This window comes from Rhodococcus sp. NPDC054953, from assembly GCF_053609225.1.
The window spans coordinates 149,123-161,187 of sequence record NZ_JBSGXD010000006.1; the positions used below are offsets into that span (position 1 = coordinate 149,123).

The 12,065-nt window shown below is 70.9% G+C and carries 11 protein-coding genes; 9 read left to right on the forward strand and 2 right to left on the reverse strand.

The genetic code is table 11. The features are described from left to right. Nucleotides 1–65: 65 nt before the first annotated feature. The 5 genes from ACWF62_RS06755 (at nt 66) to ACWF62_RS06775 (ending at nt 4,161) form a co-directional block, all read left to right on the forward strand. Nucleotides 66–845 (forward strand): M23 family metallopeptidase, encoded by a 780-nt coding sequence (locus ACWF62_RS06755; RefSeq protein ID WP_378505697.1) that lies wholly within the window; start codon nt 66–68, stop codon nt 843–845. A gap of 45 nt (nt 846–890) precedes the next feature. After that, a complete protein-coding gene (locus tag ACWF62_RS06760) occupies nt 891–1,571 on the forward strand; it encodes a nitroreductase (RefSeq protein ID WP_452629686.1) in 681 nt (226 codons plus the stop codon). A 19-nt stretch (nt 1,572–1,590) separates the two neighbouring features. Further along, a complete protein-coding gene (locus tag ACWF62_RS06765; protein WP_378505699.1) occupies nt 1,591–2,718 on the forward strand; it encodes a class I SAM-dependent methyltransferase in 1,128 nt (375 codons plus the stop codon). 141 nt (nt 2,719–2,859) lie between these two features. After that, complete coding sequence (locus tag ACWF62_RS06770) at nt 2,860–3,705, forward strand: Bax inhibitor-1/YccA family protein (RefSeq protein ID WP_378505700.1); 846 nt, start codon at nt 2,860–2,862, stop codon at nt 3,703–3,705. A gap of 93 nt (nt 3,706–3,798) precedes the next feature. Next, on the forward strand, nt 3,799–4,161 hold the full coding sequence (locus ACWF62_RS06775; protein WP_452629687.1) for a hypothetical protein: 363 nt from the start codon (nt 3,799–3,801) through the stop codon (nt 4,159–4,161). Nucleotides 4,162–4,218: 57 nt separating this feature from the next. Here ACWF62_RS06775 and ACWF62_RS06780 read toward each other — a convergent pair whose 3' ends face one another. Beyond that, nucleotides 4,219–5,088 (reverse strand): hypothetical protein, encoded by an 870-nt coding sequence (locus ACWF62_RS06780; RefSeq protein WP_452629688.1) that lies wholly within the window; start codon nt 5,086–5,088, stop codon nt 4,219–4,221. Between the two features lie 151 nt (nt 5,089–5,239). After that, nucleotides 5,240–6,457 carry an acetyl-CoA C-acetyltransferase gene (locus ACWF62_RS06785; RefSeq protein WP_378569664.1) on the reverse strand — a complete coding sequence of 406 codons (1,218 nt, stop codon included), beginning with the start codon at nt 6,455–6,457 and terminating at the stop codon, nt 5,240–5,242. A 167-nt stretch (nt 6,458–6,624) separates the two neighbouring features. Here ACWF62_RS06785 and ACWF62_RS06790 point away from each other — a divergent pair, with 167 nt between their 5' ends. The 4 genes from ACWF62_RS06790 to ACWF62_RS06805 all read left to right on the forward strand — a co-directional run bounded on the left by ACWF62_RS06790 (nt 6,625) and on the right by ACWF62_RS06805 (nt 11,984). Beyond that, nucleotides 6,625–8,010 carry a cystathionine beta-synthase gene (locus ACWF62_RS06790; RefSeq protein WP_452629689.1) on the forward strand — a complete coding sequence of 462 codons (1,386 nt, stop codon included), beginning with the start codon at nt 6,625–6,627 and terminating at the stop codon, nt 8,008–8,010. Between the two features lie 24 nt (nt 8,011–8,034). Then, entirely contained in the window at nt 8,035–9,183 is a 1,149-nt protein-coding gene (locus tag ACWF62_RS06795) for a cystathionine gamma-synthase (RefSeq protein WP_378505705.1), read from the forward strand. Between the two features lie 89 nt (nt 9,184–9,272). Beyond that, entirely contained in the window at nt 9,273–10,475 is a 1,203-nt protein-coding gene (ilvA, locus tag ACWF62_RS06800) for a threonine ammonia-lyase (RefSeq protein WP_378506033.1), read from the forward strand. A gap of 186 nt (nt 10,476–10,661) precedes the next feature. Next, nucleotides 10,662–11,984 (forward strand): C40 family peptidase, encoded by a 1,323-nt coding sequence (locus ACWF62_RS06805; RefSeq protein ID WP_452629690.1) that lies wholly within the window; start codon nt 10,662–10,664, stop codon nt 11,982–11,984. The last annotated feature ends 81 nt before the right edge of the window (nt 11,985–12,065 follow it).

Sequence of the window (12,065 nt, forward strand, 5' to 3'; positions counted from 1 at the left end):
ACGCGGACAAACGGTGCGCAGGAACCTGCTCGCCGCCGACCAAAGAAACGGATGGGGTACCGACCGTGGCAGATCATCGCAGTTCAGGACCGGGAACGATGGCGTTCGCCGCCGTCGATCCCGATGCAGTGCGGGGTCGCCACCGCGTTCCCGCGCAAGGTCACGGAACGGGTGTCAAGGCCGCGACGGTGGCCGCCGCGACCGGTGCGATCCTCGTCGGCGGTGCCCAGCTCGGCGGCGCGACCGCGGCGGCCGCGACGGTCGAGATGCCCGCCCTCCCTGCCGACGTCACCGCGGGCCTGCGCTCGGTCGGCGTCGAGGTGCCCGCCACCGTCGAGGTGCCCGACTTCGCCGCGGACGCCATCCCCGGCTTCGCGACCGCGAAGCAGTGGGCGCAGGACCAGAACTTCGGCTCGGCCAACCCGCTGCCCAAGCGGGCCGTTCAGCCGGTCAACGGGGTGCTGACCTCCGACTTCGGATCCCGCTGGGGCGCGCACCACGGCGGCCTCGACATCGCGGCCCCGATCGGAACCCCGGTCCTCGCCGCCGAGGCGGGCACCGTCATCTCCGCGGGCGAGGCATCCGGGTTCGGGCTATGGGTGCGGGTGATGCACGCCGACCGCACGATCACCGTCTACGGACACATCAACGACTACCAGGTCGCGGTCGGGCAGCAGGTGGCCGCGGGCCAGCAGATCGCCACCGTCGGCAACCGCGGCCAGTCCACCGGACCGCACCTGCACTTCGAGGTGTGGGATCCGCAGGGCAATAAGGTCGACCCCGGGGGCTGGCTGCGCGACAACGGCGTCTCGGTGACCTGGGGAAACAACGGCCGCAACGTCTGACCGGGCCGTCGAGGCCCGGAATTCGACTGTCGAGGATTCGATTTCGTGACCGACACCACCGTGGCGCCCGCCACCCTCGCGGCACTGCTCACGTCCCGCTACAGTTGCCGCGCGTTCCTCCCCGATCCCGTCCCCGAGGACGTGATCGTCGAGATCCTCACGATGGCCCAGCGCACCCCGTCGTGGTGCAACACCCAGCCGTGGCAGGTCGCCGTCACCGACGGTGAGGCGACGGACCGGTTCCGCCGCGGGCTCGCCGAGGCGGTGCGGGTCGCGGGCCAGGCGCCCGACATCGAGTTCCCCAGCGGCTACCACGGCGTGTATCGGGACCGCCGCAAGGAATGCGCGCTGCAGCTGTACTCGAGCCTGGGTATCGCGGGTGACCGGCAGGCCTCCGCGGACCAGACGATGCGGAACTTCGACCTCTTCGGCGCCCCGCACGTCGCGATCATCACCACCGACGCGGCCCTCGGCACCTACGCCGCCGTCGACTGCGGGCTCTACGTCAACACCTTCCTGCTCGCCGCGCAGAGCCTCGGTGTCGCGACGGTGCCGCAGGCGGCGCTCGCCGGCTGCGCACCCTACGTGCGGGACTTCTTCGAGATCCCCGACGACCGGAACGTGCTGTGCGCCATCTCGTTCGGCTATCCGGACCTGACGCATCCGGCGAACGCGTTCCGCACCGGCCGCGCCGACCTCGACGCCGTCGTCACCTGGGTGTCGTAGCACCTGAGACACTGGTCGGGTGCCGGTCCCCGAGGAACTCTTCGCCGCCCTGCGTCGCCACCCCGACGTCGAGGCGCCCAACCTGTACGCCGTTGACGGCGCCGACCGGCTGATCCTCGACGAGGCCGCGGCCGCGCTCGCGGCGGCCGCGTCGGGCACGGTTGCGGTGATCGGGGACCACTACGGTGCGCTGACCCTCGGCGCCGTCGCCGGCTACGGTGCGAGCGAGGTTCGGGTGCATCAGGATCCGCTCACCGGGGAGCTCGCCCTCGCGGGCAACGCCGAGCGCGCCGGGCTGGCGGGCAGCTACCGGCAGTGCGGGCTGGGGGAGGACCTGCTCGCGGGGGCGACCGTCGTGCTTCTGCAACTGCCGCGTGGCCTGGCCGCGCTCGCCGAGATCGCCGAAACCATTGCGCGGTATGCGGATCCGTCCGTCGTTGTCTACGGCGGCGGACGCGACAAGCACATGGGCCGGACCTTCAACGACGTGCTGGCCGGCTCCTTCGCCGAGGTGCACGCGACCCGCGGACGGCAGAAGTCTCGTGTCCTCGTCGCCGCCGGACCGACCCCGGGCCCCGCGAGCTACCCTCGGCGCGAACACCTTCCCGAGTTGGGTCTCGACGTCGTCGCGCACGGCGCCGCCTTCGCCGGGCCGACGCTCGACCTCGGCACCCGGTTCCTGCTCGACGTCCTGCCGCGCACCGACCCGACTGCCCGGACCGCCGTCGATCTGGGCTGCGGCACCGGGATCCTCGCGGTCAGCCTCGCCCGGCTGCGGCCCGAGCTCGCGGTCATCGCCACCGACCAGTCCGCGGCGGCCGTCGACTCGGCCGCCGCGACCGCCGCAGCCAACGGGGTGGGGGAGCGAGTGACCTGCCTGCGTGACGACGCGATGTCGACCCTCGACGCCCGCTCCGCCGACCTGATCGTGTGCAATCCGCCGTTCCATATCGGTGCCGCCGTGCACACCGGCGCCGCGCAGGCGATGTTCCGGGCCGCCGCCCGGGTCCTGCGTCCCGGCGGGGAACTGTGGACGGTGTTCAACTCGCACCTCGGCTACCGCCCGGCGCTGGCGTCCGCCGTCGGTCCAACCGAACAGATCGGACGCAATCCCAAGTTCACCGTTACCCGGTCGGTGGCACGATGAGTCGGCGTCCGGGACGGTAGAGTCCGAATTGTCCGTCCGAGGGGAACTCGCAGACGGGCGTTAGTCGTTACCCAGGTAGTGAGGTCGGGTCATTCCGGCCCGACCGGCCCATCCGGGCCATCGAAAGAAGGGACACGCACGGTGCGCACCACCAGCAACCCGGTGTTCCGCAACCTCCCGAAGCAGGAGGGCGGATACGCCTCGTTCGGTTCTGCCGCGGCAGGCGCCGGGCAGATGACCCAGCAGTTCGGCCAGCCGCAGTACACGCAGGCCGAGCCCTACACCACCGGACCCGCCCAGCGGGCCATGACCATCGACGACGTCGTCACCAAGACCGGCATCACGCTCGGCGTGCTGACCATCACGGCGATCGTCTCCTACGTGCTGGTCAACCAGAACATCAACCTGGCGGCGCCGTTCGTCATCGTCGGCGGCCTCGTCGGCCTGGTACTGGTGCTGATCGCCAGCTTCGGCAACAAGATGGACAACCCGGCGATCGTGCTGGCCTACGCAGCGGCCGAGGGCGTCTTCCTCGGCGCACTGTCGTTCCTGATGACGTTCCAGATCTCCGGTGTCAGCGCGTCGACGATGATCGCGCAGGCCGTGCTCGGCACCTTCGGCGTGTTCTTCGGCATGCTCGTCGTCTACAAGACCGGCGCCATCCGCGTCACCCCGCGGCTGACCCGGATGATCGTCGGCGCCCTGATCGGTGTCGTGGTGCTCTCGCTCGGCAACCTGATCGCCAGCTTCTTCATGGACGGCGGCCTGGGCCTGCGCGACGGCGGCGCGATGGCGATCATCTTCAGCCTCGTCTGCATCGGCATCGCCGCGTTTAGCTTCCTGCTGGACTTCGACGCCGCCGACCAGCTGATCCGCGCGCAGGCGCCGGAGAAGGCGGCGTGGGGCGTCGCCCTCGGCCTCACCGTCACCCTGGTGTGGCTGTACGTCGAGATCCTGCGACTGCTGAGCTACTTCAACAACGACTAGCAGCACCCCGCCGAACGGGCGGTTGCTGGGGCATCGGCCGAGTGGCCGTCCCGGTAACCGCCCGTTCGGTGTCTCAGGAGGCATCATCGAGGCATGACTCGGAAGGCGGAGCGCTGGTACTGGGTGCTGCTGTTCGTCTGGCTGATCCTGTCCGCGCCCGACACGGTTCAGGGGGTGCGGTCCGACGCGTCGGTGTGGGACTGGGTCACGTTCGCGGTTTGGGCGTTCGCGTTGGTCGGATCGGTGACCTTTGCCGTCGTCATCTGGCGCGGGCGTGGCAATGGACCGGCACCCGAGCGGGTGGACCCCGCCACCGTCCCCGTCGAGGATGTGCGGGACGCGGTGGCCTCGGCACCGTCGGCGGTGCGCGCGGTCAAGGCCCTACGTGAACTGCATCCGGGCCTCGGCCTGCTCGACGCCAAGAATCTCGTCGACGCACACGCGCGCCCGCACTGAACGGGCGGTTGCTGGGGTATCGGCCGAGTGGCCGTCCCGGTAACCGCCCGTTCGGCGCTACACCGGCGCACCGGCGCCGCGGAGGGCGTCGGTGACCCGCTCCACCAACACGGCGCGGCGCCTGTAGAGCAGTTCCGCGCCGACGCGGACCACCGTCCAGCCGAGCGCCTCGATCCGCGCCAGACGCTCGATGTCCCAGGCCCTCTGCCTGCGGTCCGTCCAGTGGTGCTCGCCGTCGTACTCGACCAGCACGCGCCACTGCGGCCACCCGATATCGGAGTGCGCGAAGACGAAACCGTCGTCCTCCGCGATGGGGATCTGCGTTGCTGGCCGCGGCAGCCCCGCGTCGACCATGGCCAGCCGGGTGTGGGTTTCCGGCGGCGACTGAGCGCCCCCGTCCACGTCGATGAGGTGTCGACGAAGATTGCGCACTCCCCGCGCACCCGGGTGCCGGTCCGCGACGTCGGCGATCTGCTTGGGTTCGAGGCCGGTGGCGTTGCAGAGCGCGTCGAGCGCGGTGATCGCGGCGATGCGAGGCAATCTCCGACCGAGGTCGAACCCGGTGCGAGCCGCGGTGGTGACCGGCACGCCCTCGACCACCGTGACCTCGTCTGGGTCCAGTCGGTAGTCGTGGCAGCGCATCCCGGCAGGTGCTCTCCAGTGCCCGTGCCGGACGACCTCCGCTGGCGTGCAGTCGTCGATCCACTTGGTGCCGTGCAGTGCGGCGGCCGAAAACCCTGCCAGCACGCAGTTGGGTCCGGCGAACAGCCAGGCGGCGCGGGCACGGACCGCCGCGGTGACCGGCACCCGGTTGCCGACGTAGACGTCGCGGTAGATGCGGGTGCAGTCGTGACGCAGCTGATGCTGGGTCAGCTGCCGCGCCGCGACCGCGCGCGAACCGCGAAACGGTGAGTCGTACACCCCCATCGCCCCACCGTGCCGTCCGCCGCACCCGCCGTACAGCCCTGCGCCGTGGCTGTGGACAACTCGAGAACCTGTCCACAGACACCGAACGGGCGGTTACCGGGGCATCGGCCGAGAGGCCCGCCCGGTAACCGCCCGTTCGGCGGAACGAAAATCAGCTCAGGCGCTCGAGCACCATCGCCATGCCCTGGCCGCCGCCGACGCACATGGTCTCGACGCCGAAGGTCTTGTCCTGCTCACGCAGGTTGTTGAGCAGGGTGTTGGTGATCCGGGCACCGGTCATGCCGAACGGGTGGCCGAGGGCGATCGCGCCACCGGAGACGTTGATCTTGTCCTCGTCCAGGTCGAGGGCGCGGGCCGAGCCGAGCACCTGCACCGCGAACGCCTCGTTGATCTCGAACAGGTCGATGTCGGAGACGCCCATCTTGGCGTAGCCGAGGGCCTTCTTGACCGCCTCGATCGGGCCCAGGCCCATGATCTCGGGGGACAGGCCGGTCGCGGCGGTGGAGACGATGCGCGCGAGCGGGGTCAGGCCAAGGGCCTTCGCCTTGGTGTCGGACATGATGACCAGCGCGGCCGCGCCGTCGTTGAGCGGGCAGGCGTTGCCGGCGGTGACGGTGCCATCGGGGCGGAAGACCGGCTTGAGCTGGCTGATCTTCTCGTAGCTGGTGCCGGCGCGCGGGCCGTCGTCGGTGGAGACGACGGTGCCGTCCGCGAGGGTGACCGGGGTGATCTCATTGGCGAAGAAGCCGCGGTTGATCGCCTCCTCCGCGCGGTTCTGGCTGCGGACGCCCCAGCGGTCCTGGTCCTCGCGGGAGATGCCGGTCAGCGACGCGACGTTCTCGGCGGTCTGGCCCATGCCCAGGTAGACGTCGGGCAGCAGACCCTTCTCGCGCGGGTCGGACCACGCGATGCCGCCCTCGGCCTCCTTGGCGGAGCGCTCCATCGCCTCGGCGTACTTCGGGTTCTTGGTGTTCGGCCAGCCGTCGGCGTTGCCGGTGGTGAAGCTGGACACCGACTCGACGCCGGCGGAGATGAACACGTCGCCCTCACCGGCGCGGATCGCGTGCATCGCCATCCGGGTGGTCTGCAGCGACGAGGAGCAGTAGCGGTTGACGGTCACACCGGGCAGGAAGTCGTAGCCCAGGTTCACGGCGGTGACGCGGCCGATGTTGAAGCCGGACTGGCCGCCCGGCTGACCGCAGCCCATGAGCAGGTCGTCGATCTCGGCGGGGTCGAGCTCGGGGACCTTCGCCAGCGCGGCGGCGACCATCTGCGCGGCCAGATCGTCGGGACGGACGTCCTTCAGCGATCCCTTACCGGCGCGGCCGATCGGCGAGCGCACGGCGGAGACAATGACAGCCTCGGGCATGAGTACTCCTTGCGTTTCTGTGCAGCGGTGAATCCGAACAGGTGAATCCGAACTCGGGTGTGTGGGAATGACGTTACGTTGCCCCGATCGGGCGCATGTCACACAGTCCGGTCAGCGGGCCGAGGACCAGCTGTTGCCGACACCGCGCACTCTGGGACGATGGGGTCATGCGCATCGCGGATCACGTCGTTGACCTCATCGGAAACACCCCCCTGGTGAAGCTGAACTCGGTGGTCTCACCCGGCTCCGGCCTGGTGGCGGCGAAGATCGAGTACCTCAACCCGGGCGGCAGCTCCAAGGACCGGATCGCAGTCAAGATGGTCGACGCGGCCGAGGCGTCCGGGGAGCTGAAGCCGGGCGGCACAATCGTCGAACCGACCTCCGGCAACACCGGGATCGGCCTCGCGCTCGTCGCGCAGCAGCGCGGCTACAAGTGCGTGTTCGTCTGCCCGGACAAGGTCAGCGAGGACAAGCGCAACGTGCTCAAGGCGTACGGCGCCGAGGTCGTGGTCTGCCCGACCGCGGTCGCCCCGGAACACCCGGACAGCTACTACAACGTCTCCGACCGCCTGGTGCAGGAGATCCCCGGCGCCTGGAAGCCGAACCAGTACGCCAACCCGGGCGGCCCGGACAGCCACTACGAGACCACCGGCCCCGAGATCTGGCGCGACACCGACGGCAAGATCACCCACTTCGTCGCCGGCGTCGGCACCGGCGGCACCATCACCGGCACCGGCCGCTACCTCAAGGAGGTCTCCGGCGGGAAGGTGCAGGTCATCGGCGCCGACCCCGAGGGCTCGGTGTACTCCGGCGGCACCGGCAGGCCCTACCTCGTCGAGGGCGTCGGCGAGGACTTCTGGCCCACCGCCTACGACCCGTCCATCCCCGACGAGATCATCGCCGTCTCCGACGCCGACTCGTTCGACATGACCCGTCGCCTCGCCCGCGAGGAGGGCCTGCTGGTCGGCGGATCCTGCGGCATGGCGGTCGTCGCGGCGCTGCGCGTCGCCGAGCGGGACCCGGACGCGGTGGTCGTGGTGCTGCTGCCCGACGGCGGCCGCGGGTACCTGTCGAAGATCTTCAACGACAAGTGGATGGCGTCGTACGGCTTCCTCCGCACCCCGCTCGACGGCAGCAGGGCCGCGGAGCCGACCGTCGGGGATGTGCTGCGCGGCAAGTCCGGCGAGCTGCCCGACCTGGTGCACACCCACCCGACCGAGACGCTGCGCGACGCCATCGAGATCCTGCGCGAGTACGGCGTCTCGCAGATGCCGGTGGTCGGGGCCGAGCCGCCGGTGATGGCAGGCGAGGTCGCGGGCAGCGTCACCGAGCGGGAACTGCTCTCCGCGGTGTTCGAGGGCCGCGCGCAGCTCGCGGACCCGGTGTCCAAGCACATGAGCGCGGCGTTCCCGCTGATCGGCTCCGGCGAGCCGGTCAGCGCCGCGACGAAGGCGCTCGGCGACACCGACGCGCTGATGGTCGTCGACGACGGCAAGCCGGTCGGCGTCATCACCCGGCAGGACCTGCTCGGCTTCCTCAGCGCGGGCGCCTGACGCCCGGCTCGCTAGGCTGTCGCCATGAGCGAGCAGCAGCAGGGATTCTCCACCAGGGCCATTCACGCGGGCTTCGATCCGGACCCGCAGACCGGTGCGGTGAACGTGCCGATCTACGCCAGCTCCACGTTCGCGCAGGACGGCGTCGGCGGCATGCGCGGCGGCTTCGAGTACGCGCGGACCGGCAACCCGACCCGGCGTCCGCTCGAGGCGAACCTCGCCGCGATCGAGGGCGGACGCCACGGGCGGGCGTTCTCGTCCGGCATGGCCGCCACCGACTGCCTGCTGCGGTCGGTGCTGCGGCCCGGCGACCACCTGGTGATCCCGAACGACGCCTACGGCGGCACGTTCCGGCTGATCGACAAGGTGTTCACCGAGTGGGGGATCGAGCACACCCCGGCGCCGATGGGCGACCTCGACGCCGTCCGGGCGGCGATCCGCCCCACCACCAAGCTGGTGTGGGTGGAGACCCCGACGAATCCGCTGCTGAACATCGGCGACATCGAGGCGCTGTCCGCGCTCGCGCACGAGGCGGGCGCGAAGATCGTGGTGGACAACACCTTCGCCTCGCCCTACCTGCAGCAGCCGCTCGCGCTCGGCGCGGACGTCGTGCTGCACTCGACCACGAAGTACCTGGGCGGGCATTCCGATGTCGTCGGCGGCGCGTTGGTGACCAGCGACGAGGAACTCGACACCAAGTTCGCGTTCCTGCAGAACGGTGCTGGCGCGGTGCCCGGACCGTTCGACGCCTACCTGACGATGCGCGGCATCAAGACCCTCGCGCTGCGAATGGAACGGCACAGCGACAACGCCGAGAAGATCGTGGACCTGCTCACCGGGCATGCCGCGGTGGAGAAGGTGATCTACCCGGGCCTGGCGTCGCATCCGGGGCACGCGGTCGCGGCACGGCAGATGCGCCGGTTCGGCGGCATGGTGTCGGTGCGGCTCAAGGGCGGTCAGCAGGCCGCGCTCGACTTCTGCTCCCGCACGACGATCTTCACCCTCGCCGAGTCGCTCGGCGGCGTCGAGTCGCTGATCGAACACCCTGGCGCGATGACGCACGCGTCCACCGCCGGCTCCGAACTGGAGGTTCCCGGCGACCTGGTGCGGCTGTCCGTCGGCATCGAGGACGCCTCCGACCTGCTCGCCGACATCGAGCAGGCGCTCGGCTGACGCCTCCCGTCCGCGCGGCGCGCGGGTCCGCCGGATCCGCACGCCGCGCACGAGCGGCGCCGCCGCCTTAGGCTGACGGCGTGCAGCTCGTGACGCCGGCCCGGATCGCGGCGGCGGAGCGTGCCCTCTCCCCGGTGATCCGCCGGACCCCGCTGCTGGACTCTCGGGTGCTGACCGAGCGGACCGGCAGGCCGGTGCGGCTCAAGTGCGAGAACCTCCAGCACACCGGGTCGTTCAAACCCCGCGGCGCCTACAACCGGATGGTGAACCTCACCGACGAGGACCGCGCGGCCGGGGTGGTCGCGGCGAGCGCGGGTAATCATGCGCAGGGGGTGGCGTGGGCGGCGCGGCAACTGGGCGTCGCCGCGACCGTTTTCATGCCCGTCGGCGCGTCGCTCCCGAAACTCGCAGCCACCCGTGCCTACGGTGCCACCGTGCACCTGCGCGGAGACACCGTCGACGAGGCGCTGTCGGCCGCGTTCGACTTCGCCGCGGAGACGGGTGCGGTGCCGATCCACCCGTTCGACCACCCCGACGTCGTCGCCGGGCAGGCGACCGTCGGCCTCGAGATCCTCGACGACTTCCCCGACGTCGGAACGGTGCTGGTTCCCACCGGCGGCGGTGGGTTGCTCGCCGGGGTCGCGGCCGCGATCCGCTCGGCCCGCCCCGACGTCCGCATCGTCGGGGTGCAGGCCGACCAGGCGGCGGCCTGGCCCGCATCCATCGCTGCCGGCGAACCCGTTGCCGCGCAGTCGATGTCGACAATGGCGGACGGGATTGCGGTCGGGTTGCCGGGGCAGGTCCCGTTCGCGCACGTGACGGAGTACGTCGACGAGGTCGCCACCGTCAGCGAGGACGCGCTCTCCCACGCGCTGCTGCTGTGCATGGAGCGCGCGAAACTGATCGTCGAACCCGCGGGGGCGGCCGCGGTCGCGGCGCTCGGCGGCGATGGTCCGCGCCTGGACGGGCCGGTGTGCGCGATCCTGTCCGGCGGCAACATCGACCCGCTGCTGCTCACCCACGTCATCACTCACGGACTGCGCGCCGCGGGCCGCTACCTGGCGATGCGGGTGCGGATCCCGGACCGGCCCGGTGGTCTCGCGGGCCTGCTGTCGGTGGTCGGCGGCACCGGGGCGAGCGTGGTCGACGTCGTGCACGCGCGGACCGGCCGCGACCTCGGCCTCGATGAGGTGGAGGTCCTGCTGACCGTGGAGACCCGGGGTCGCGAGCACCGCGACGGCGTCCTCGCCGCCATCCGGTCCGCCGGCTTCACCGCGAGGGTCCAGGAGTAGGCGTGGCGCGCGCGGACGGCCGATTCCGGGTATCCGGTACCGCACGTTCCGGACAATCTGAAGGCTGTCTAAGAGTTCGCTCGAAATGCGCCGGATCTCACACCGTGCACCATACGGTGATGCGAGTCACAGATCAGGGGGCGGCCGCGGTGCCGATGCACCTCGGTCGACGTAGGGAGGATGCGAATGCCGGTTGATCCATCGGCGGTCATTGTGGCCGTTGCCACGGCACTGGGCGGATTGGTGCAGGGTGCCGACCTGCCCGCCCCGGTCAAGGAGCAGGCGACGGCCGCCATCGAGTCGTTCCAGGCCACCTCGCCAACGGCGAGTCAACAGGTCGACGACGTGATCGGGTTGCTGCCCGCACCGATGCAGGGGCAGGCGCGGCAGGCCGTCGAGGACGCGTCCACCGCGGCCGTCGACGCCCTCGACCCGTACCTCCCGCCGCCGCCCCCCGCCCCCGCCCCGGAACCCGAGCCGGCTCCCGCGCCGCCCCCGCCGCCCGTTATCGCCCCGCAGGCGCCCCGTGCGGACGCGCGCGGCGCCGACGTCTCGAGTGTCCCGTTCGGCGGCGACCTGTCCCGCGCGGTGTCCTCGCTCGACGCGGCGTTCCCCGGCGGCAACATCGCACCGATCGGGTCGATCGCCGTGTTCGTGCCCTGGTTCACCAAGGCGGGCGAGATCTGCGACGGCATCAGCGCGCCGATCCTCGCCGCGCTGTACAACGCGGAGAACGGGTTCCGGTACGGCCCGACCGCCCCGGTGTCCCGCACCGGCGCCCGCGGCCCCGGCCAGTTCATGCCGGGCACCTGGGAGACGTGGGGCAAGGACGCCGATGGAGACGGCACCGTCGACATCCTCGGCGTCGCGGACCCGGTGATGGCGTCCGGAAACATGCTGTGCAGCATGTACGGGCAGATCGACGAGTGGAAGCGGCAGGGCCTCGTCGAGGGGGACACCCTGGACCTGACCCTCGCCGGATACAACGCGGGCATCGGGGCGGTCCGACGTGCGGGTGGAATGCCCAGCGGCGCATACGACTACGAGCATCAGACCAAGCCGTACGTGAAGAAGATCCGGGAATCGGAGCCGGTGTTCGCGGCGATCCTGGCCCCGCTCAGCGGGTCCGACGGCACCATCGGCGGCCGGGTTGTCGAGGCGGCGCTGCGGTACCTCGGCCTGCCGTACGTGTGGGGCGGCGGCAACATCAACGGCCCCTCCGGCGGCGGCTTCGACTGCTCCGGCCTGACGTCGTACGCGATGTACTCGGCCACCGGCGACACCCTCACCCTGCCACGGACCTCGGAGACGCAATGGAACATCGGCACCGAGATCCCGATGGACGCCGCCCGCCCCGGCGACCTGGTGTTCGGGAACTGGCAGTCCGGCGGCCCCGGCCACGTCGGCATCTACATGGGTAACGGGCAGATGGTGCACGCCCCGCAGACCGGCGACGTGGTCAAGGTCGGCCCGGTCTTCGACGGCATGAAGGCCCGCCGCATCGTCTAGCTGCGCTGCGCGCCTGTGCGCTGAGTTTCCCCCCCCCCGAGTGGGACTCCTCCCCAGTTTCCCGCGTCCAGTGGGGTCCCC